Source organism: Streptomyces guryensis (genome assembly GCF_021261325.1).
GTDB lineage: Bacteria > Actinomycetota > Actinomycetes > Streptomycetales > Streptomycetaceae > Streptomyces > Streptomyces guryensis.
Genome location: NZ_JAJSBI010000024.1, coordinates 1 through 22,000, shown reverse-complemented (window position 1 = coordinate 22,000; position 22,000 = coordinate 1). Strand labels below are relative to the sequence as shown.

The 22,000-nt window shown below is 70.6% G+C and carries 19 protein-coding genes; 12 read left to right on the top strand and 7 right to left on the bottom strand.

Features of this window, described 5'->3' with window-relative positions; translation table 11 throughout:
- Positions 1-58: 58 nt before the first annotated feature.
- Both disA and radA read right to left on the bottom strand, forming a co-directional pair.
- Positions 59-1,183, bottom strand: coding sequence for a DNA integrity scanning diadenylate cyclase DisA (gene disA / locus LJ657_RS35490; protein WP_232653029.1), 1,125 nt, complete (start codon positions 1,181-1,183; stop codon positions 59-61).
- A gap of 80 nt (positions 1,184-1,263) precedes the next feature.
- Positions 1,264-2,673 (bottom strand): DNA repair protein RadA, encoded by a 1,410-nt coding sequence (gene radA, locus LJ657_RS35485; protein WP_232653028.1) that lies wholly within the window; start codon positions 2,671-2,673, stop codon positions 1,264-1,266.
- Positions 2,674-2,910: 237 nt separating this feature from the next.
- Here radA and LJ657_RS35480 point away from each other — a divergent pair, with 237 nt between their 5' ends.
- Positions 2,911-4,581, top strand: a complete 1,671-nt coding sequence (locus LJ657_RS35480; RefSeq protein WP_232653027.1) for a BACON domain-containing protein — start codon at positions 2,911-2,913, stop codon at positions 4,579-4,581.
- 12 nt (positions 4,582-4,593) lie between these two features.
- On the opposite strand, the gene LJ657_RS35475 is transcribed toward LJ657_RS35480, so the two are convergent.
- Positions 4,594-5,451, bottom strand: a complete 858-nt coding sequence (locus LJ657_RS35475; RefSeq protein WP_232653026.1) for a DUF3109 family protein — start codon at positions 5,449-5,451, stop codon at positions 4,594-4,596.
- Between the two features lie 71 nt (positions 5,452-5,522).
- Here LJ657_RS35475 and LJ657_RS35470 point away from each other — a divergent pair, with 71 nt between their 5' ends.
- The 4 genes from LJ657_RS35470 (at position 5,523) to ilvD (ending at position 10,016) form a co-directional block, all read left to right on the top strand.
- On the top strand, positions 5,523-6,455 hold the full coding sequence (locus LJ657_RS35470) for a Ppx/GppA family phosphatase (protein WP_232653025.1): 933 nt from the start codon (positions 5,523-5,525) through the stop codon (positions 6,453-6,455).
- A 149-nt stretch (positions 6,456-6,604) separates the two neighbouring features.
- Complete coding sequence (locus tag LJ657_RS35465) at positions 6,605-7,426, top strand: sugar phosphate isomerase/epimerase family protein (RefSeq protein WP_232653024.1); 822 nt, start codon at positions 6,605-6,607, stop codon at positions 7,424-7,426.
- Positions 7,423-8,037: a TetR/AcrR family transcriptional regulator gene (locus tag LJ657_RS35460; protein WP_232653023.1), complete on the top strand. Its 615-nt coding sequence runs from the start codon at positions 7,423-7,425 to the stop codon at positions 8,035-8,037. The genes LJ657_RS35465 and LJ657_RS35460 overlap by 4 nt, the downstream gene beginning before the upstream one ends.
- A 125-nt stretch (positions 8,038-8,162) precedes the next feature.
- On the top strand, positions 8,163-10,016 hold the full coding sequence (gene ilvD, locus LJ657_RS35455; protein WP_232653022.1) for a dihydroxy-acid dehydratase: 1,854 nt from the start codon (positions 8,163-8,165) through the stop codon (positions 10,014-10,016).
- Between the two features lie 49 nt (positions 10,017-10,065).
- On the opposite strand, the gene LJ657_RS35450 is transcribed toward ilvD, so the two are convergent.
- Entirely contained in the window at positions 10,066-12,156 is a 2,091-nt protein-coding gene (locus LJ657_RS35450) for a serine/threonine-protein kinase (protein WP_232653021.1), read from the bottom strand.
- Positions 12,157-12,337: 181 nt separating this feature from the next.
- Between LJ657_RS35450 and LJ657_RS35445 the strand changes: the two genes are divergently transcribed.
- From LJ657_RS35445 to LJ657_RS35435, 3 genes are all read left to right on the top strand, one after another.
- Positions 12,338-12,652, top strand: coding sequence for an SH3 domain-containing protein (locus LJ657_RS35445; protein WP_232653020.1), 315 nt, complete (start codon positions 12,338-12,340; stop codon positions 12,650-12,652).
- A 106-nt stretch (positions 12,653-12,758) separates the two neighbouring features.
- Positions 12,759-13,199, top strand: a complete 441-nt coding sequence (locus LJ657_RS35440) for an EamA/RhaT family transporter (RefSeq protein ID WP_232653149.1) — start codon at positions 12,759-12,761, stop codon at positions 13,197-13,199.
- 551 nt (positions 13,200-13,750) lie between these two features.
- On the top strand, positions 13,751-14,521 hold the full coding sequence (locus LJ657_RS35435; RefSeq protein WP_232653019.1) for a class I SAM-dependent methyltransferase: 771 nt from the start codon (positions 13,751-13,753) through the stop codon (positions 14,519-14,521).
- On the opposite strand, the gene LJ657_RS35430 is transcribed toward LJ657_RS35435, so the two are convergent.
- Positions 14,485-15,918, bottom strand: coding sequence for a SulP family inorganic anion transporter (locus tag LJ657_RS35430; protein WP_232653018.1), 1,434 nt, complete (start codon positions 15,916-15,918; stop codon positions 14,485-14,487). The two genes, LJ657_RS35435 and LJ657_RS35430, sit on opposite strands and share 37 nt — an antisense overlap.
- 247 nt (positions 15,919-16,165) lie before the next feature.
- Here LJ657_RS35430 and LJ657_RS35425 point away from each other — a divergent pair, with 247 nt between their 5' ends.
- From LJ657_RS35425 to proC, 3 genes are all read left to right on the top strand, one after another.
- Positions 16,166-16,972: an ABC transporter ATP-binding protein gene (locus LJ657_RS35425; protein ID WP_232653017.1), complete on the top strand. Its 807-nt coding sequence runs from the start codon at positions 16,166-16,168 to the stop codon at positions 16,970-16,972.
- A complete protein-coding gene (locus LJ657_RS35420; protein ID WP_232653016.1) occupies positions 16,969-17,763 on the top strand; it encodes an ABC transporter permease in 795 nt (264 codons plus the stop codon). The genes LJ657_RS35425 and LJ657_RS35420 overlap by 4 nt, the downstream gene beginning before the upstream one ends.
- 131 nt (positions 17,764-17,894) lie before the next feature.
- On the top strand, positions 17,895-18,707 hold the full coding sequence (proC, locus tag LJ657_RS35415) for a pyrroline-5-carboxylate reductase (protein ID WP_232653015.1): 813 nt from the start codon (positions 17,895-17,897) through the stop codon (positions 18,705-18,707).
- A 16-nt stretch (positions 18,708-18,723) separates the two neighbouring features.
- Here proC and LJ657_RS35410 read toward each other — a convergent pair whose 3' ends face one another.
- Positions 18,724-19,311 (bottom strand): cysteine hydrolase family protein, encoded by a 588-nt coding sequence (locus LJ657_RS35410; protein ID WP_232653014.1) that lies wholly within the window; start codon positions 19,309-19,311, stop codon positions 18,724-18,726.
- A gap of 75 nt (positions 19,312-19,386) precedes the next feature.
- On the opposite strand from LJ657_RS35410, the gene LJ657_RS35405 reads away from it, so the two are divergent.
- Complete coding sequence (locus LJ657_RS35405; RefSeq protein ID WP_232653013.1) at positions 19,387-20,409, top strand: GlxA family transcriptional regulator; 1,023 nt, start codon at positions 19,387-19,389, stop codon at positions 20,407-20,409.
- Here the strand turns inward: LJ657_RS35405 and trpS are convergent.
- Entirely contained in the window at positions 20,337-21,374 is a 1,038-nt protein-coding gene (trpS, locus tag LJ657_RS35400) for a tryptophan--tRNA ligase (protein WP_232653012.1), read from the bottom strand. The genes LJ657_RS35405 and trpS overlap by 73 nt on opposite strands.
- Between the last annotated feature and the right edge of the window lie 626 nt (positions 21,375-22,000).

The window sequence follows — 22,000 nt, the reverse complement described above, 5'->3', positions numbered from 1 at the left end:
ACAGCCCCGCGCCCCTTTGGGGGCGCGGTCGAGCCGCAGCGGGCTTCGTCCGACCTGCTCAGACGTACCGCTCAAGGATCGACGACTCCGCCAGCCTGGACAGGCCCTCGCGTACGCTGCGGGCGCGGGCCTCGCCGACGCCGTCGACCGTCTGCAGGTCGTCGACGCTTGCGGCGAGCAGCTTCTGCAGGCCCCCGAAGTGCTCCACGAGACGGTCGATGATGGCGCCCGGGAGGCGCGGCACCTTGGCCAGCAGGCGGAAGCCACGGGGCGAGACCGCGGAGTCGAGTGCCTCCGGAGAGCCCGTGTAGCCCAGCGCCCTTGCCACCGTGGGCAGTTCGAGGAGTTCGGCGTGGGTGAGGGCGTCCAGCTCGTACAGGGCCTCGTCGACCGTGCGGGAGCGCTTGGCGGTGGGCTCGGGGACGTAGTCCCGGACGACCAGCTCGCGCTCGGGCTCCACGCCCGCGATCAACTCGTCGAGCTGGAGGGCGAGGAGGCGCCCGTCGGTGCCCAGTTCGACCACGTATTCGGCGATTTCGGTGGCGATGCGGCGCACCATCTCCAGACGCTGGGCCACCGCGGAGACGTCCCGGACCGTCACCAGGTCCTCGATCTCCAGCGCCGACAGGGTGCCCGCGACCTCGTCCAGACGGAGCTTGTAGCGCTCCAGGGTCGCCAGGGCCTGGTTGGCGCGGGACAGGATCGCCGCGGAGTCCTCCAGGACGCGGCGCTGACCGTCGACGTACAGGGCGATCAGGCGCATCGACTGGGAGACGGAGACGACCGGGAAGCCGACCTGCTTGGAGACCCGGTCCGCCGTGCGGTGCCGGGTGCCCGTCTCCTCGGTCGGGATCGTCGCGTCGGGCACGAACTGCACACCCGCCCGGAGGATCTTCGAGAGATCGGAGGAGAGCACGATGCCGCCGTCGAGTTTGCACAGCTCGCGCAGGCGCGTGGCCGTGAACTCGACGTCCAGCACGAAACCGCCGGTGCACATGGTTTCGACGGTCCTGTCGAAGCCGAGCACGATGAGACCGCCGGTGTTGCCGCGGAGTACCCGCTCGAGCCCGTCACGCAGGCCCGTGCCGGGAGCCACGGCGCTCAGTGAGGCGCGCATCAGGCCATCGGCACCGGAACTCCCGCCGGACTTTCCGGGAGCTGAAGCCCGGTCGTTGGCTGCCACTGCACTCCTCCGGTCGCAGGTTCTGGGCGCCCCCGTGTCGCACATTCTGTTCGTACGGACGGGCGAGACCAGGGCAAAGTCTACCGGCGGTCCTCCGCGTCCCGTGGGGCCTCTCGGCGACGGGAGCGTGGAAGGACTCCGAGAGCGTCCCCTATGTCCGCGACTTCCAGGACCTTCATGCCCGCAGGGATCTTGCCGGGGTCGCCCGGAACGAGCGCGTGCGTGAAGCCCAGACGGTGTGCTTCGGCGAGTCGGCGCTGGACGCCCGTGACCCGTCTGACCTCGCCCGCTAGTCCGACCTCGCCGATCGCGACCAGGTTCTTCGGCAGCGGGGTGTCGCTCGCGGCCGACGCCAGCGCGAGGGCGACGGCGAGGTCGGCGGCCGGCTCCGAGAGCTTCACTCCGCCGACCGTCGCGGAGTAGATGTCCCGCTTGCCGAGTGCGCTGATCCGGCCGCGCTGCTCCAGGACGGCGAGCATCATCGAGACGCGGGAGGTCTCCAGCCCCGAGGTGGTACGGCGCGGTGAGGGGATCTGCGAGTCGACCGTGAGCGCCTGGACCTCGGCGACCAGGGGGCGGCGGCCCTCCAGGGTGACCGTCAGACAGGTGCCGGGGACCGGTTCGTCACGTCTGGTCAGGAAAAGTCCACTCGGGTCGGTGAGGCCCGTGATGCCCTCGTCGTGCAGTTCGAAGCAGCCGACCTCGTCCGTGGCGCCGTAGCGGTTCTTGACGCCCCGGACGAGCCTCAGGCGCGCGTGCCGGTCGCCCTCGAAGCTGAGGACGACGTCCACGAGGTGTTCGAGGAGGCGGGGACCGGCGATGGCGCCGTCCTTGGTGACGTGGCCCACGAGGAGGGTGGACATGCCGCGCTCCTTGGAGGCGCGGATGAGAGCTCCGGCCACCTCGCGCACCTGCGCCATGCCGCCGGGAGCGCCGTCGATCTCCGGGGAGGCGACCGTCTGCACGGAGTCGAGGATCAGCAGCGACGGCTTCACCGCGTCCAAGTGCCCCAGCACGGCGGCCAGATCGGTCTCGGCGGCGAGATACAGGTGATCGTGGATCGCCCCGATCCGGTCCGCGCGCAGCCGCACCTGGCTCGCCGACTCCTCACCCGTGACGTACAGCGTGCGGTGCTCGTCGCTCGCCGACTTGGCCGCCACGTCCAGCAGCAGCGTCGACTTCCCGACGCCGGGCTCGCCCGCGAGCAGCACCACCGCGCCGGGCACGAGCCCGCCGCCGAGCACCCGGTCCAGTTCTGCCACGCCGGTGGTACGGGCGGTGGCCTGCCGGCCGTCGACCTGGCCGATGGGCACGGCGGAGGTGGTGACGCGCCCCGGCGCCGTCGTACGGACCGCGGGCGCGCCGTATTCGTCGATCGTCCCCCAGGCCTGGCACTCGGGGCAGCGACCGAGCCACTTGGCCGTCTGCCAGCCGCATTCCTTGCAGCGGTAGGACGGACGGTCCTTGGTGGTCTTGGTACGGGCAGCCATGTCGAGAACCGTAACCGAGCCCACTGACAACGCCGTCTCTGCGGTGCCCCCGAGCCCGCTCCCCGCCGCGCGCCCGCCGGGCACATGATCCGACACTCCGCGAACCGGCCATCGCCGTCGGTAACCAGCCATGGAACAAGCGGTTCCTGTACCCGATTGAGGGATCGTTTCACCCGTATGGATTAAAAGTGCTCAAGGAGGAAGAAGGGTTCATCCCGAGCCGCCTACGGTCCACGGATGAGCAGCAGCCCGGAGACCTCGCCCCGCATCACCGGCGCAGACCAGGCGCGCCGGGAGGCACGTGACCGTGTCGCTGCGCGCACGCTGGCGCAGCGGCCGCCCGGGCGCTACGAGCCGTATCTGGACGGGCTGTTCACCTACTGCCTGTCGGTGCTGTGCGACCACGAGACGGCGACCGCGGCCCTGGGCGAGACCCTCGCGCTCGCCGAGAAGCGCCGCGGCCCGGAGTCGCCCGGGGACCGCCGTGCCTGGCTGTACGCGCTGGCCCGCTGGGCCTGTCTGCGCAAGCTGGCCGAGGCCAAGCAGAAACGTCAGGGCACGCACGCGGCGGGCCGGCGCGGCGCCGAGAACGAGCCCCCCGTCGCCGACGAGACCCAGGAGCGGCGCCGCCGCGAACTCGCCCAGCTCGCCTGGCCGGAAGCCGCCGGCACCACCCCGGAGCAGCGCGAGGCGCTCGAACTCGCCGTACGCCACCACCTCGCCGCCCACGAGGTCGCCGCGGTGCTGGGGCTGAGCCTCGCCACCACCCGGGAGCTGCTGGCCTCCGCCGCCTGCGAGGTGGAGCGCACCCGCGCGGCCCTCGCCGTCGTCGAGACCGGCGGCTGTCCGAACGTCGGCCGGCTCACCGGCGACAACCAGCTGGTGCTCAGCTCGGCCCTGCGCAAGGAACTGGTCCGGCACGTCGACGACTGCCCGCGTTGCCGCCGCAGCGCCGAGCGTGCCATCCCGGGCCGCTGGCCCGGCGCGATGATCACCCCCGCCGAGCTGCCCGTCCTCGAAGCACCCCGTGCGGCCCTGCACATGGCGGTCACCCATCAGCCACGCGCGCGTGGCGACGCAGTTCCCCGGTTCGACCGGCGAGGCTTCCCGATGGACCCCAAGGACCGCGCCGCCCGCCGCGACCGCCTACGCGCGCGTGCCGTCACGACCACGGTCGTCGCCACCGTGGTGGCGGCCCCCGTGTTCGCCCTGTGGGCCGCCTACCGGGGCTCACCCGAGCCGGTCGCGGACGGCCGCTCCGCCACCGCCAGCGAGGCGCACGGCACCGTCAGCCTGGGCGGCGAGGCGTCCGGCGGCGGCTACGAGAACGCCGGAAACGTCAGCACCCGGCCCGGCGGCCCCTTCGGGAGAGGCCACCAGCGGCCCGACATCTCCGTGGAGGTCATCAGCGTCACCGGCATCCGCGGCAAGAGCGCCGGACACCTCGAGGTGTCGGCCGGCCACGACAGGGACACCACGCTCGTCACCCTCACCGCTACCGGATCCGCGCCGGTGCACTGGTCCGCGTCGACGGGAGCCGCCTGGCTCTACCTCAGCCAGTCCTCGGGAACGCTGGCGCCCGGTGAATCGTCGACGATCAAGGTGTACGTCGACCACCTGCGCGAGCCGTCCGGCCCGTGGAGCGCACAGGTGGCGGTCTCACCGTCCGGCGCCGTCGTCTCCATCGGCGGTTACGGCACCGCGCCCAGCCCGACCGCCCCCGTTCCGACCGGCCCCGGCACGCCGCCGCCCTCGTCCGGCCCGGAACCGACCCCGACGGCCTCGGCCCCCGCCCCGAGCGCCCCGCCCTCGTCCCCCGGCCCGGAGCCCACCCCCACCGACTCCGCCCCGTCCGAGCCGACACCACCGCCCGCCGGCAACGGGGACCCGAGCCCTACGGCGTCGTGAGCGCAGCCCGCGTCAGTCGACCGGGTCCGCCGGATGCGGCGCCAGCAGCGGCAGCTGCGCGGCCAGGCGCTGCTCGCACAGCTCCACGAGGCGGTCGTAGCCGCCCTTGCCCATCAACTCGGTCAGCTCCGCCCGGTAGGACACGTACACCGGGTCGCCCGCGCCGTGCGCCGAGGTCGCCGACGTGCACCACCAGTGCAGGTCGTGGCCGCCCGGGCCCCAGCCCCGGCGGTCGTACTCGCCGATCGACACCTGCAGCACCCGGGTGTCGTCGGGCCGGTCGATCCAGTCGTATGTCCGCCGCACCGGAAGCTGCCAGCACACGTCCGGCTTGGTCTCCAGCGGCTCGCGGCCCTCCTTCAGGGCCAGGATGTGCAGCGAGCAGCCCGCGCCGCCCGCGAACCCCGGCCGGTTCTGGAAGATGCACGAGCCCTGGAAGGGACGGGTCTGACGGTCGCCGTCCTCGTCCTGCGACACCCAGCCGTGCTTCCGGCCCTCGTCATGGTGCTGCCAGATCTCAGGCGTGAGCCTCGCCACATGCCCGGCGACGCGCTTCTCGTCGTCCTCGTCGGAGAAGTGGGCGCCCAGCGTGCAGCACCCGTCGTCCGCCCGGCCCGCCTGGATGCCCTGGCAGCCGCTGCCGAAGATGCAGTTCCAGCGAGAGGTGAGCCATGTCAGATCGCAGCGGAAGACCTGCTCGTCGTCCGCCGGATCCGGGAACTCCACCCACGCGCGTGCGAAGTCGAGGCCCTTCTCGTCCGCTTCCCTGGCCTTCTTCGACAGCTTCGCCGACTGCGCCGGCTTCACCTGCGAAGAACCCTTGGCGGACTTGGCGGCCTTGTCGTCCTTCGCCCTTTTCGTCTTTGGCACAGGACCAGCGTACGGGTCTCAAGGCGCCATCCCATACGGAGGACCGCCCAGGTGGCAGTAGCGTTCCGTACATGAGACTCGGTGTCCTCGACGTGGGATCGAACACGGTGCATCTGCTGGTGGTGGATGCACACCCAGGTGCACGCCCGCTGCCCGCGCATTCGCACAAGGCGGAACTGCGCCTTGCCCAACTGCTCGACGAGAGCGGAGCGATCGGTCCCGAAGGGGTCGACAAACTGATCGCCGTTGTCCAGGAGTGCCTGCAGGCCGCCGAGGACAAGGGCGCCGAGGACGTGCTCCCCTTCGCGACCTCCGCCGTGCGCGAGGCCAGCAACGCCGACGACGTCCTCGCGCGCGTGCAGGCCGAGACCGGCGTCGAGCTGCAGGTCCTCACGGGCGCCGAGGAGGCCCGGCTCACCTTCCTGGCCGCCCGCCGCTGGTTCGGCTGGTCCGCGGGCAAGCTCCTCGTCCTCGACATCGGCGGCGGCTCCCTGGAGATCGCCTACGGCATCGACGAGGAGCCCGACGCCGCCGTCTCCCTTCCGCTCGGCGCAGGCCGCCTCACCGCCGGCTGGCTCCCCGGCGATCCGCCCGACCCGGAGTCCATACGGGCCCTGCGCCGCCATGTGAGGGCCCAGATCGCCCGCACGGTCGGCGAGTTCGCCCGCTTCGGCGCCCCGGATCATGTCGTGGCCACCTCCAAGACCTTCAAGCAACTCGCCCGTATCGCGGGTGCGGCCCGGTCCACGGAGGGCCTGTACGTCCAGCGCGACCTGAAGCGCGAGTCCCTGGAGGCCTGGGTCCCCCAGCTCGCCGGCATGTCGACGTCCCAGCGCGCGGAGCTCCCGGGCGTGAGCGAGGGCCGAGCCGGCCAGCTCCTCGCCGGCGCCCTCGTGGCAGAGGGCGCCATGGACCTGTTCGGCGTGGAGAGCCTGGAGATCTGCCCCTGGGCCCTGAGGGAGGGCGTAATCCTGCGCAAACTGGACCACATGGGCTCGGTGTGAGCGCCCCCATGGGGCGCGGGGCTGTGACATCAGCGACTCCGTCGCGGGGCGCGACAAGCCACAACGAAAGCCGCACCCGCCCGTGGCGAACCCCACAACGGCGAATGGGCGCACCGCAGACCACCTACCGCACCCCGTAACCTGTCGGCATGGCGGAGCCAGTCTGCATCCCGGATGCGAAGGTCGCGCTGTCCACGGCCTCCGTGTACCCGGAGTCCACGGCGACGGCCTTCGAGATCGCCGCGCGCCTCGGGTACGACGGGGTCGAGGTCATGGTGTGGACCGACCCGGTCAGCCAGGACATCGAGGCACTGCGCAGACTCAGCGACTACCACCGCATCCCGATCCTCGCCGTGCACGCCCCCTGCCTGCTCATCACGCAGCGCGTGTGGTCCACCGACCCGTGGACCAAGCTCCAGCGGGCCCAGGCGGCCGCCGAGAAGCTCGGGGCGACCACGGTCGTCGTGCACCCCCCGTTCCGCTGGCAGCGCCAGTACGCGCGTGACTTCGTCACCGGGATCTGGCGCATGGCGAACGAGACGGACGTGCGGTTCGCCGTCGAGAACATGTACCCCTGGCGCTACCGCGACCGCGAGATGCTCGCGTACGCCCCCGACTGGGACGTGACGAAGGAGGACTACCGTCACTTCACGATCGACCTCAGTCACAGCGCGACGGCCCGTTCCGACGCGATGCACATGGTCGACCGGATGGGAGGCCGCCTCGGCCATGTCCACCTCGCCGACGGCAGGGGATCGGCCAAGGACGAGCACCTCGTCCCGGGCCGCGGCAACCAGCCCTGCGCCGAGCTGCTGGAACGTCTCGCCCTGACCGGCTTCGACGGCCACGTCGTCATCGAGGTCAACACCCGTCGCGCCATGTCCGGCGCCGAACGCGAGGCCGATCTGGCGGAGGCACTGGCCTTCACACGCCTCCACCTCGCCTCCGCGGTGAGGGTGCCCCGACCGTGACCGAGGCCCCAGACCCGACCGCTCGACGCCGGGGCCGCCGTCCCCGCACGGAGTCCGCCGACACCCGCGACCGCATCCTGACCGTGGCCCGTGAGGAGTTCTCCGAGCGCGGGTACGAGAAGACGTCGGTACGGGGCATCGCGAAGGCGGCCGGCGTGGACTCGGCCCTGGTGCACCACTACTTCGGCACCAAGGAGCAGGTCTTCGAGGCCGCCATCGAGGTCGCCTTCGCGCCCGCGCTGAACGCGCCGGAGGCGCTCGCCGAGGGTCCGATGGACGGGGTCGGCGAGCGGCTCACCCGCTTCGTCTTCGGCATCTGGGAGAACCCCACCACCCGTACGCCGCTGCTGGCGATCGTGCGCTCCGCAGTCAACAACGAGGCCGCGGCCGCAGTCTTCCGCCGTCTGATCGCCTCGCAGCTGCTGCGCCGCATCGCCGCCCAGCTGGACCGGCCGGACGCGGAGCTGCGCGCCGAGCTGGCGGCCGCGCAGCTGGTGGGGTGCGCGATGCTGCGGTACGTGATCAAGGTGGAGCCGCTGGTGTCGGCGGACGTGGAGCAGATCATCGCGCGCGTGGCGCCGGTGGTGCAGGGGCACCTGACCGGGCCGTGACCCGACGCGAGGCCCCCTGCCCTCTGAACGAGACGAACGTCCCGCATTCCGGACACCGTGTCCATCCCTTGGAGCAACGGGCGTACGCTCGACTCAGTCAGAACTCTCCGAAGGAGCGAGCGACGATGCCCGAGCTGAGGTCCCGCACAGTCACCCACGGCCGCAACATGGCGGGCGCACGCGCCCTTATGCGCGCCTCCGGTGTACCCGGCGCGGACATCGGCCGCAAGCCGATCATCGCGGTCGCCAACTCCTTCACGGAGTTCGTGCCGGGCCACACCCATCTGCAGCCGGTCGGCCGGATCGTCAGCGAGGCGATCACCGAGGCCGGCGGCATCCCGCGCGAGTTCAACACGATCGCCGTCGACGACGGCATCGCGATGGGCCACGGCGGCATGCTCTACAGCCTGCCCTCCCGCGACCTGATCGCGGACAGCGTGGAGTACATGGTCGAGGCCCACTGCGCCGACGCCCTGATCTGCATCTCCAACTGCGACAAGATCACGCCGGGCATGCTGAACGCGGCCCTGCGCCTGAACATCCCCACCGTCTTCGTCTCCGGCGGCCCGATGGAGTCCGGCCGTGCCACGCTCGTCGACGGCACGGTCCGCACCCTCGACCTGGTCGACGCGATCTCCGACGCCGTGAACGACAAGATCTCGGACGAGGACATCCTCCGTATCGAGGAGAACGCCTGTCCCACCTGCGGCAGCTGCTCCGGCATGTTCACCGCCAACTCGATGAACTGCCTGACCGAGGCAATCGGCCTCTCCCTCCCCGGCAACGGCTCGGTCCTGGCCACCCACACGGCCCGCAAGCAGCTGTACGTCGACGCGGCCCGCACGGTCATGGACATCACCCGGCGCTACTACGAGCAGGACGACGAGACGGTCCTCCCGCGCAACGTCGCCACCATCGCCGCCTTCGAGAACGCGATGGCGCTCGACATCGCCATGGGCGGCTCGACCAACACGATCCTGCACCTGCTGGCGGCGGCCCAGGAGGCGGGCGTCCCGTTCGGCCTGGAGGAGATCAACGAGGTCTCGCGCCGCGTGCCGTGCCTCGCGAAGGTCGCTCCGAACGTCGCGAAGAACCGCACGTACTACATGGAGGACGTGCACCGCGCCGGCGGCATCCCGGCGCTGCTCGGTGAGCTGCACCGCGCCGGCCTGCTGAACGAGAACGTCCACTCGGTCCACAGCCCCTCGCTGGCGGACTGGCTGAAGACCTGGGACGTGCGTGGCGGTTCCCCGTCCCCCAAGGCCGTGGAGCTGTGGCACGCGGCCCCCGGCTGTGTCCGCTCCGCCGAGGCCTTCTCCCAGTCCGAGCGCTGGGAGGCGCTGGACGAGGACGCGGCGGAGGGCTGCATCCGCTCCGCCGAGCACGCGTACTCCAAGGACGGCGGCCTCGCGGTCCTCAAGGGCAACCTCGCCGTCGACGGCTGCGTGGTGAAGACGGCCGGCGTCGACGAGTCGATCTGGACCTTCGAGGGCCCGGCGGTCGTCTGCGAGTCGCAGGAGGAGGCCGTCGAGAAGATCCTCAACAAGCAGGTGACGGACGGCGATGTCGTGGTCATCCGCTACGAGGGACCCAAGGGCGGCCCGGGCATGCAGGAGATGCTCTACCCGACGTCGTTCCTCAAGGGCCGCGGCCTCGGCAAGACCTGCGCCCTGATCACGGACGGCCGCTTCTCGGGCGGCACCTCGGGCCTGTCGATCGGCCACGCCTCGCCGGAGGCGGCGTCCGGCGGCACGATCGCGCTCGTCGAGCACGGCGACCGCATCCGCATCGACATCCCCAACCGCACGATCGAGCTCCTGGTCGACGACGCCGAACTCGCCCGCCGCGAGCAGGCCCTGGGTGGCGTGTACGCGCCCAAGAACCGGGAGCGGAAGGTGTCGGCGGCGCTGCGGGCCTACGCGGCGATGGCGACCAGCGCGGACAAGGGCGCGGTGCGGGACGTCTCGAAGCTGGGCTGAGCACCGCACTTCCGAGAGGGCCGCTCCCTGCGGGGCGGCCCTCTCCGCGTCACCAGGCCGAGGGGTTGCGGGCGTTCACCGCGAAGACGGTGCCGTCGGGGGCGGTGGCGTAGACGTGGTTGTGAGCGAGGACGGGCGCCGGCAGTGTGGCTGTGACCTGGCCGGAGTCCCTGCCGAGCCGAGGTGGGGTCTGCCCGAGCAGGGTGCCTTTGCGGGCGTCGACGGCGAGCAGGCGCCCGTCCGCGGCGGTGAAGTACACACAGGCAGGAGCGGCGACGGGCGCAGAGCCTCGGCTCACGGATGTCTCAAGGATCCACAAGCGTCTGCGCGCGTCCATGTCCATCGCCTCCAGTGAACCGCCGGCGGCCAGAAGATAGACGACGTTCCCGCGTACGGTGGCCCGGGCGCCGAAGCGCGAGACCGGCAGCGCCACTCGGCGTGCCGCTCCGGACCGCACGTCGTAGCGAACGATGGCCGTGGTACCGCCCGTTGCCTTGTCGATGGCCAGGAAATAGACCGCCCCGCCCGAGACGCCGAATGGCTTGAGCGTTCCCCTCAACCGCGTGGCCCACTGGACGTCACCGGAGGTCGGGGCGATGGCGGCGACCTGCGTGCTCAGTCCGTCACCAGTGGTGCTCGTGGCGTAGGCCAGCGGATCTCCGGCGAACGAGGCGAAGTACGGAATGCTCTGGCCGGGGATCCGCCGTTCCCACCGAGTCCTGCCCGAGGCGCTGTCCACACCGGTGACCTGCCCGTCGGCCCCGGTGAGCAGAAGCATGCTCCCCGCGGGTTGCAGACCGTCGTATGCAGGCATGGTCCGCTTCCAACGAGTGCCGCCAGAGGCCGGATCGAGCGCCTCCAGGCGGCGGCTCTGATCCGTCAGGGGCTGCACGAGGCCGCCCGAGACGACCGGCGGCCCACTCCTTGGTGCCGTGGCCACGGAGTGCCGCCACAGCAGGGCGCCATCGGCAGGATCCAGGGCGAAGACCAGCCCGGACTGTCCACAGATCAGCTTGCCGCTGTACGAACACTGGGGCATTCCGGTGGCCAAGGGCGTGGTCTGCCAGGTGCCGAACCCGACCGCCGCACTGGGCGCCGTGGTGGTCCGGGTGGTGGTCCGTGGCGCGCTGGCTCCTCCGTCGAGCAGCGGAACCGAGGCGAGTGCACCGACTGCGACGAGGACAAGGGCGACAGCCGGCAAAACGGCCTTTCTGCGCGGGCGTCTGCGGGGCCGCGGTTCCGGCTCCCCAGGCTCGGGGCCTGTCACATCGGCCGTCCGCTGGGCCGGTATGAAGGCCTGCGTGTCGTACGAGGCCGCCACAGACCGCAGTTCGCGCATCAATTCGTCGGGCGTGGGCCGGTCCTCGGGCTCCTTGGCCAGGCAGCGCAGCACCAGCGGCGCAAGGTTCTCCGGTACGCCTGTCAGGTCCGGCTCGTCGTGTACTACCTGGTAGGCGACCACGTAGGGACTGTCGGAGTCGAACGGACCGCGCCCCGTCGCGGCGTGCACCAGAACGGACCCGAGCGCGAACACGTCGGCGGCAGGCCCCACTTCCCGCGGCCGCCGGAACTGCTCCGGCGCCATGAAGGGGGGTGTGCCGATCAACTTCCCGGTCTCGGTGCGCAGTTCACTGTCCTTTGGCCGAGAAATGCCGAAGTCGATGACCTTCGGACCGTCCTCGGCGAGCAGCACATTGCTCGGCTTCAGATCTCGGTGCACGACCCCGACCCGATGGATGTCGCGAAGCGCCTCGGCCAGCCCCGCCATCAGACGGCGCAACTGAGCGGGAGCCATGGGGCCGTTCCGCTTCACATGATCGGAGAGGGTCGGCCCGGGAATGAACAGCGTGGCCATCCAGGGCCGTTCGGCCTCCGGGTCCGCATCCACCACGGACGCGGTGAAGGCACCGCTCACCCGCCGCGCCGCCCCGACCTCCTGCCGGAAACGTCCCCTGAACTCAGGATCCTTGGCGAACTCGGCGTGTACGACCTTCACCGCGAGCTTCATCCCGGAGGTGCTCCGGGCCAGGTGCACGACGCCCATGCCGCCCGAGCCGAGGCATGACTCAAGCTGGTAGTGACCGGCGTACTCGGGAAGTTCCGCTTCCGCGCCCGCTCCGGTGTTGCGTTCAGGCGCCATGGGACCACCCCCGTGCTGTTCGTCCGCGCGCGCGACGCACGGAGCCTAGTCGATGACTCGTGCGAGACAGAGGCGGCTTGCTAGTCTCCGCCTGCGAGTTGCGCACATGTGTTTCATGGCGTGATTCAGGGGAATCACCTGGCTCCCATGGCAGTCATGGGGCCAACGGGGGAGGGTTTTCATGTCTGTTGACCGCGCTGAAGAAGCCGCAGGTGTCGTGAGTGCGGAAGCGACGGCTGCTGCAACCGTGCAGACGTATGCAATCGCGCCAGGCGTCCGACTCAACGTCCGGAGCGGCCCGGGCACCAACTACACGATCGTCCGGGTGCTGCCCGAGGGTTCGCGGGTTCCGATCTTCTGCCAGACGCCCGGTACGTCGGTGACGGGCCCATACGGCACGTCGAACATCTGGGACAACATCGACAGCGGCGAGTACGTCTCGGACGCCTACGTTCTCACCGGCACCGACGGCTACGTGGCCTCCCGCTGCGGCTGATCCCGTGGGGAGCCCGCGCACACCCGGCGCCATAATCGTCCTGTGAGCGACGAAACCGGGCACCGAGGGCACCGCGGGCTCCACCGGCGGCCCCCGCCCAGAACCCCTGCGCTTCTTCGGCGCCACCTGGCTGAATCACGACAACGGCTACACCTTCCGCCGTATCGGAGTGGCCGCGGGCGCCCTCGCGAGCGCCGCCGCCTCCTGCGTGATCCTCCGCCTCGCCTACCAGGGCCTCCAAATCGCCGACAGCGGCGCCTTCGTGAGCATCCTCGTCGTCGCCATGTTCGCGATCTGCAGTGCCCTCGCCTTCCGCAACACCTGGGACGGCTTCAGCAAGCGCCCCGACCCCGCCCGCCAGGCCTCCCTCCGCGGCCTCCTGGCCATCGGCTTCGTCGGCTCCCTCCTCGCCTACTTCTTCCGCTCCCTCATGGAGGCCCCCGGCGAGAAACTCCACCGCGAGGAGTACGAGGCAGCCGTCGCACAACACGAGAAGCGCAACACCCGCCGCACAGGCAACCCATCGAAGAAACGCCGCCGCTCCTGAGCGGTGCCTCTCCGGCCCGCTGGGGTCGGGCTGTCGGGTGCTGTGGGCTTGGCTCGACCTGGGTTGGGCTGTCGGGTGCTGCGGGCTTGGCTCGACCTGGGTTGATCGGCGGGGGCTGCTGGGCGGCTTCGGCTGGGGCTGATCTGCTGAGTTCGGCTCAGTGTGGGTCGATCAGTCTGGGGCGATCGGCTGAGCGGTGCTGGGCTTGGTTCGGCTCGGGCGATCAACCGGGGACTGCCGGGCTCGGCTTGGCCGCAGCCGGTTCGGCAGGCGCTGCTGAGCTGGGCGCTCGGCCATGGCGGGCCCGGCCACTTAGCGCGCACGCGCCGCGGAGCCGCCACAAGCAGGGTCGGCGGGACGCGCACGAAGTTGACGTTCGTCGAAGCTGTGGCTGTCACAGGCCGCCACCCGACGGTGCACACCGGCCCGTGGCCTCAGCCGGGCGCTGCACAGCTCGCCGCGCAGGACAGACTTCGGCCCGCCCGCCGTGACGTGGTCCTCTCACCGAAAACTCGCTGCCCCCTGCACCCACCCCGCGCCACCATGGCCTCATGACCGCCTCCTCGCAGCCCACCCGCGCCCACTCCTTCAACACCGCCGCAGCCCAGTACGCCGCCAGCCGCCCCTCCTATCCACCGGCCCTCTTCGACGCCATCGAGGATCTGGCAGGCCGCCCCCTCCTGGGCGCGCGCGTCGCGGATATCGGCGCCGGCACGGGCATCGCGACCGCGCTGCTGGCCGCCCGCGGCGCGGACGTCGTCGCCGTGGAGCCCGGCGACGGCATAGCGGTCGAGTTCCGCCGCGCCAACCCCGGCCTCCCGATCGTCCGGGGCAACGGCAACGAGCTGCCGCTCGCCACGGCCTCCGCCGACCTCCTCACCTACGCCCAGGCCTGGCACTGGACCGAGCCCGCCCGCTCGGTCCCGGAGGCCCTGCGCGTGCTGCGGCCGGGCGGAGCACTGGCCATGTGGTGGAACACCACCGACCTCGACGTCCCGTGGCAGGTTGCCCAAGCCGACCGCCTGGAGCGCCACTTCGGCATCAGACGCGAGGTCGACAGGACCGGCAACGGAGCCCCCGCCGCTCTCGCCGACCCGACCGGTGCCCTCGATTTCACCCGCCGTCACGTCCGCTGGAGCCGCCCGGTCACCGTCGACAGGCACCTCGCCAACATCGGCAGCCACTCGATGTTCCTCGTGCAGAGCGAGGAACGCCGGTCGGCCATCCTCGGCGACGAACGCGACCACCTGCTCGCCGCCTTTCCGGACGCGATCCTGGAGGAGACCTATGTCGTCGACCTGCTCGTGGCCACCAACTCATGACCCCGCGCGGCCGCCCACCCCTCCAGGGCCGCCGCACACGCATGGTCCACATGCCGGAGCCCGCCCAGCTCCAGCCGCACCTCCCGGTCGTGCGGCAGCGCCTCCAACGCGTCCAGCAGCTTCGGCAGCCGCAGGAACGTCGCATGCCCCAGCACCCGTACGACGATCCCCGCCTCGCCCCGGTCCTCGGTCTCCACATGCACATGGCTGATGTCCCACGCCGTCTTCGCCACGGCCAGCGTCAGCCCCACCAACACCCCCTCCAGCAGATTCCCCAGCACGATCGCCCCAGCGGTCACCGCCAGCACCGCGACCTCCCCGCGGTGCTCGCGCCACAGCACCCGCGCCTCCCGCACCGGCACGAGCCGGCACCCGGCGTGCACCAGCAGCGCAGCCAGCGCAGCCACCGGAATCAGCCCGAGCACCCCTGGCAGGACGACCGTGAACAGCAGCAGCCACACCCCGTGCAGCACCCGAGCTGCTTTGGTCCGCGCCCCGGCCTGCACGTTCGCAGCGCTCCGCACGATCACCGCCGTCATGGGCAGGGCCCCCAGCACCCCGCACACCGCGTTCCCCGCGCCCTGCGCCATCAGCTCCCGGTCGTAGTCGGTCCGCCGCCCCCGGTGCAGCCGGTCCACCGCCGCCGCGCTGAACAACGACTCCGCCGACGCGATCAACGCGAAAGCCACAACAGTCCCGATCACCCCCACTTCCGTGAGCCGCCCGAAGTCCGCCGCCTCCGGTACCCGCACCGCGTCGACGAGGCCCCGCACCTCGACCCGCCGCACGTCCAGGCCGAGCACCCCGGTCACCGCCGACACCACCGCCACCGCGACCAACGGCGCAGGCACCACCCGCGCCCCCCTGCGCCAACGCGGCCACAGCAGCAATACGGCAATAGTGGCACCCGCCACTGACAAGGCCCCCGGATCCGCCTGCCCGGGCAGCCACACCAGCCCGGCGATCTTCCCCGGCCCGCTCGTCGGCGCGGCCGCGTCGCCCAGCGCATACGCCTGCCCGGCGACCAGGAGCAGCCCGATCCCGGCGAGCATCCCCTGCACCACGGCCGCCGACACGGCCCGGAACCACCGCCCGAGCCGCAGCGCTCCGAGCCCCAGTTGCACCAGCCCGGCCCCGAACACCAGCACGCCGAGCGCCTGGACGCCGTAGGTGTCGACGGCCTCGTAGACGAGCACCGTCAGTCCCGCCGCCGGCCCGCTCACCTGCAGGCTGCTGCCGGGCAACGCCCCGGCCACCAGCCCGCCGACGATCCCGGTGATCAGCCCCAGCTCGGCTGGGACTCCGGAGGCAATGGCCACGCCGAGACACAGCGGCAGCGCGACCAGGAAGACGACCAGGGAAGCGAACAGATCGGCCTTGCGTATGCGACAGCGCATGACAGCAGCACCTCCATTGGTGAGGGAGATGCGTGGGTGCCGAGCCGGGGGGAGGGCACGGCGAAGTGAAATCCATTGTCGGGAAGGGGAGTTGGTTCCGCATCCCGTTCGTGTTGCCGGCCGGTGAACGCGGAGGCATGTAAACCGGACCCGCCGCCTCCGATCGCGCCGCCACGCGCCTGCGCCGCCCAACGCACCCCCGGGACATCACTTGACGGCACTGCCACCCCGGACCATTATTCATCGCATGATGAATTACTCTCCCGACCCGCCCGCGGATCCCCCTGCTTCCCTCACCCCCGCCGTCCGAGCCGAAGGCGTCACTGTCGTCCGCGGCCCCCGCACCGTCCTGCGCGGCCTCGACTTCACCGTCCCGCGCGGCCAGATCACCGGCCTCCTCGGCCCCTCGGGCTGCGGCAAATCAACCCTCATGCGCTCGATCGTCGGCACCCAGGCCAAGGTCACCGGCACCCTGGCGGTCCTGGGCAGCCCGGCCGGCCACCCCACCCTCCGCACCCGCATCGGCTACGTCACCCAAGCCCCCTCCGTCTACAACGACCTGACCGTCCGCCAGAACCTCGACTACTTCACGGCGATCCTCGCCCCGGCCCTCTCCGCCTCGGACCGCCGCCACGAGATCGACCGCGTCCTCACCGACGTCGACCTCACCTCCCATGCCGACGCCCTCGCCGGCAACCTCTCCGGCGGACAGCGCAGCCGCGTCTCCCTGGCAGTCGCCCTGCTGGGCACCCCCGAACTCCTGGTCCTCGACGAACCCACCGTCGGCCTGGACCCGGTCCTCCGCCGCGACCTGTGGACCCTCTTCCACTCCATCGCAGCCGACCGCGGCGCGACCCTCCTCATCTCCTCCCACGTCATGGACGAAGCCGAGCGCTGCCACCGGCTCCTCCTGATGCGCAAGGGCGAGATCCTCGCCGACGACACGCCCGACGCCCTGCGCACCCGCACCGGCGCCGAAACAGTCGAGGCGGCCTTCCTCCACCTGGTCGACGAGGCGGCCACCGCCGCCCACGAGAAGGAGACCACCCGATGAGCACGACGACGACCACGACCGGTACGACGACTGCACCCGTCCCCACCGGTGCCCTGAACGCCTCCCGCACCGCCGCCACCGCGGCCCGCGTCCTGCGCCAGCTCCGCCACGACCCGCGCACCATCGCGATGATGATCCTCATCCCCTGCGTGATGCTGTTCCTGCTCCGCTATGTCTTCGACGGCAGCCCGCGCACCTTCGACAACATCGGCGCCTCACTCCTGGGGATCTTCCCCCTCATCACGATGTTCCTGGTCACGTCCATCGCCACCCTGCGCGAACGCACCTCGGGCACCCTCGAACGCCTCCTCGCCATGCCGCTCGGCAAGGGCGATTTGATCGCGGGCTACGCCCTCGCCTTCGGCACCCTCGCGATCATCCAGTCCGCCCTGGCCACGGCCCTGGCGGTGTGGTTCCTGGGCCTGGACGTCACAGGCTCCCCCTGGCTGCTCCTTCTGGTGGCCCTCCTGGACGCCCTCCTCGGCACCGCCCTCGGCCTCTTCGTCTCGGCCTTCGCGGCGTCAGAATTCCAGGCGGTCCAGTTCATGCCGGCCGTGATCTTCCCCCAACTCCTCCTCTGCGGGCTCTTCACCCCTCGCGACAACATGCACCCGGCCCTGGAAACGATCTCCGACGTCCTCCCCATGTCCTACGCCGTGGACGGCATGAACGAGGTCCTCAAACACACGGACATGACCGCCAACTTCGTCCGCGACATCTTGATCGTGGCGGGCTGCGCCCTACTGGTACTGGGCCTGGGTGCCGCAACCTTGAGGCGCAGGACAGCGTGAATCGTCACCCCGATCCCCCACTCACCCCACGCACCCCCCCCATGTCCCGCCCACCGGACACCCAAGCCGCCCACCCACCCCCGGTGCGACGATGTACCCCGGACGACGCACCCCCGGAGGGCACCCCAGCCATGACCCAGAAAGTCGCAGTCCTCGGCACCGGCAAGATCGGCGAAGCCCTGCTCAGCGGAATGATCCGCGGCGGCTGGGCCCCCGCCGACCTCCTGGTCACCGCCCGCCGCACGGAGCGAGCCGAGGAACTCCGCACCCGCTACGGCGTCACCCCGGTCACCAACCCGGAAGCCGCCAAGTCCGCCGACACCCTGATCCTCACGGTCAAGCCGCAGGACATGGGCACCCTCCTCGACGAACTAGCCCCCCACATCCCCGCCGACCGCCTGGTCATCAGCGGAGCCGCCGGCATCACGACCGCCTCCATCGAGGACCGTCTCGCCACCGGCACCCCGGTAGTCCGCGTCATGACGAACACCCCCGCCCTCGTCGACGAGGCCATGTCCGTCATCTCCGCCGGCACCCACGCCACCGCCGACCACGTCGCCCACGCCGAGGAGATCTTCGGCGCCGTCGGCAAGACGCTCCGCGTCCCCGAGTCCCAGCAGGACGCCTGCACCGCCCTCTCAGGCTCCGGCCCGGCGTACTTCTTCTACCTGGTCGAAGCCATGACGGACGCCGGCATCCTCCTCGGACTGCCCCGTGACAAGGCCCACGACCTGATCGTCCAGTCGGCGATCGGCGCCGCGACGATGCTCCGCGACAGCGGTGAACACCCCGTCAAACTCCGCGAGAACGTCACGTCCCCCGCGGGCACGACCATCAACGCCATCCGCGAACTCGAGAACCACGGCGTCCGAGCCGCCCTCATCGCCGCTCTCGAAGCCGCCCGCGACCGTAGCCGCGAACTCGCCTCCGGCAAGAAGGACTGACGTCCGCCGGGGGCGGTCACCCCGCCGCGTCCACCACCTCCTTCGTGGCCACCACACGCGCAAAACCGCCCCCGTGCAGCGACACCGCCGACGCCTGCGCGACCTCGTCAGCACTCCGCCGCCAGCCGAACGGCCCCTCCAGATCGAAGGTGTACGTCGCGTCATACGCGACCACCACCTCGTACCCCAGGTTCCCGCCCATCCGAGCCGTCGTCTCCACGCACATATTGGTCTGGATCCCGGCCACCACGAACTGCGAGATCCCCTCCGCCCGCAGCCAGGCGTCCAGATCCGGCGTCCCGTAGAAGGCCGAGTTCACGGTCTTCGTGATCAGCAGCTCAGCCCCACCGGCCCCCTTCCCACGCCGCCGCTCCACGTACTCCTTGAACTCGTTCCCCTCATACCCCGGCCGCAGCGGCGACTGGGGCTTCGCCGAGTCATGCCGTACGAACACGACCGGCCGCTCCGTCGACTGCCACACGTCGATGAGCGAAGCGATGTTGTCATCGGCCTCCGGGTTGTTCCGCGGGCCCCAGAACTCGGCCTCGTCGAAGCCCTTCTGCACGTCCACAACCACCAGCGCTGCGTTCTCTGCGATCTCCATGCCCACGATCCTGCCGCCGGGAGCACCACCGCCCCAGAGGGTGAAAAGCCAGCGATCGATGGTTTACTGCCACCCATGGAGAACGCCGCAGCGGACCCATACCGCGTCGCCCTCGTCACCTTCCCTGGCATCCGCGCCTTCGACGTCTCCGTCATCACCGAGGTCTGGGGCAGCGACCGCACCGACCGCGACGCCCCCGCCTTCGACCTGCGCAGAGTCGCCACCGACACCACCACCCCCATCCCCATGCGCGGAGGCATGACCCTCCACCCCGACCGCACCCTCAGCTGGCTGTCCCGAGCCGACCTGATCGTGATCCCCGGCCTCGACGACCACCTCACACCCGCGCCCACCCCCGTCCTCGACGCGCTCCGACGCGCACACGCCCACGGCACCACCATCGCGGCCCTGTGCGGCGGCGCCTTCACTCTCGCCCAGGCCGGCCTCCTCGACGGCCGCCGTGCCATCACCCACTGGAACCTCGTCAGCCTTCTCCGCGCACACCACCCCCGAGTCACCGTCGTCCCCGACGCCCTCTTCATCGAGGACGACAACCTCTGGACCGCAGCCGGCACCGCAGCCGGCATCGACCTCTGCCTCCACCTGGTCCGCCAGGCCCACGGCGCCGAAGCCGCAGCCACCATCGCCCGCTCGATGGTCACCGCCCCCTTCCGCACCGGCACCCAGGCACAGTTCATCGAGCACCCCACCCCTCACGCGGACCGCGACGCCGACGCCCTCGCCGCCGTACGCGAACACGCCCTGCGCCACCTTCACGAACCGCTCACCGTCGCCGACCTGGCTGCCCACGCGGGCATGTCCCCACGCAGCTTCGCCCGCCACTTCACCGCGCAGACCGGCACACCCCCGCTCCGCTGGCTCCTCGACCAGCGCATCGCCGCAGCCCAGAAACTCCTCGAACGCACCGACCTGCCCATGCCCGAAGTAGCCCGACGCGCCGGTTTCGGTAGCGAGGTCACGATGCGCCAGCACTTCGCATCGCGCCTCGCCACCAGCCCGCGCGCCTACCGCGCCGCGTTCAGCACCACCTCGGCACCGGTATCAGAAGCAGCCGGCAGCAACCCGATCGCGCGATAAGCGGCATCCACGGTCGGCCGGGCCAACGCCCGAGCCCTCTCCGCACCATCCCGCAGCACCCCCTCCACATAGCCAGGATCAGCGCACAGCGCCCTGTGCCTCTCCTGTACGGGACTGAGGAGCTCGACCACGGCCTCTGCGGTGTCCTTCTTCAAGGACCCGTACGACTCATATACACCGCTCAATGCCTCCGGGTTCCCACCCGTACAGGCCGCCAGGATCTCCAGCAGATTCGCGACGCCGGGCCGCTCCTGCCGGTCGTACACGATCTCCCGCCCGCTGTCGGTCACAGCCCGTGTGATCTTCTTCCGTACGACATCCGGCTCGTCGAGCAGATAGACGATCCCCGGCCCGGAGTCGTCCGACTTCCCCATCTTCGAAGTCGGTTCCTGCAGATTCATCACTCTCGCCGCGACCGTCGGAAGCGAGGCCTTCGGCACCACGAACGTGTGCCCGTACCGCTGGTTGAACCGCACCGCCAGATCCCGCGTCAGCTCCACATGCTGCGCCTGGTCGTCCCCCACCGGTACCTCGTCCGCCCCGTACACCAGGATGTCCGCCGCCATGAGCACCGGATACGTCAGCAGGGACAGCCGCACACTCCCACCCCGCTCACGCTCGCGCGCAGCCTTCTCCTTGTACTGGATCATCCGCCGCATCTCACCGTCGGTCGCCACGCACTCCAGGACGTACGACAGCCGCGCGTGCTCATCGACATGACTCTGTACGAACACGGTGCACAGCGCCGGATCCAGCCCCACCGCCAGCAGCAGCGTTGCCGCCTGCCGACTGAGCCTGCGGACCCGCGCCGGATCGTGATCCACGGTGAGCGCATGAAGATCGACGATGCAGAACAGCGCATCCGCCCGGTGCTGGTCCACCGCAGCCCACTGCCGCATGGCTCCCAGGTAGTTCCCCAGCGTCAGGTGCCCGGTCGGCTTGACCCCACTGAAAACCCGCGTCATCTCTTCTCCACCTCCTGGTCGAGACCGCCGTCCCGGCCGGCCGACCCTCAGGAGCTCTGGAGGGAGAAACGAGAACGGCCGCCGAGGCGGCGGCCGTTGAGCGCACGTAATACGGCCGCCGTCAGGCGGCCCACCACTGATGGGTACACGTACGCGTGGTCATGGCCCTCAGAGTACGCCTCTCGGGTGCCGTCCGGAGGCGAGTTGACACGCCCCCGTCCGCTACGTAGTGTTCTCCGAGTTGTCCGACGTGAGCGCCGACTCCGGTCGGTCCCCGGACAGCCACTTCGCAAGTACCAACCACTACTCGACAACCAGTCGATCTGTCTGGCGTCGTGTTATTGGTATGCGTATTTACGAAACGAGGAATCCACGTTCGAAAGGACGCGGACCCCGATTAGCTCGGGAGCCGGGATTCCGCTAAAGTCTCACTCGTCGGAACGGCCCAACGGCCGGGAGGACAGCCCCTCTGACTGCGAGTCAGGCCCGAAAGGATCTGATAGAGTCGGAGCCGCCGGAAAGGGAAACGCGAAAGCGGGAACCTGGAAAGCGCCGAGGAAATCGGATCGGGAAACGGTCTGATAGAGTCGGAAACGCAAGACCGAAGGGAAACTGCCCGGAGGAAA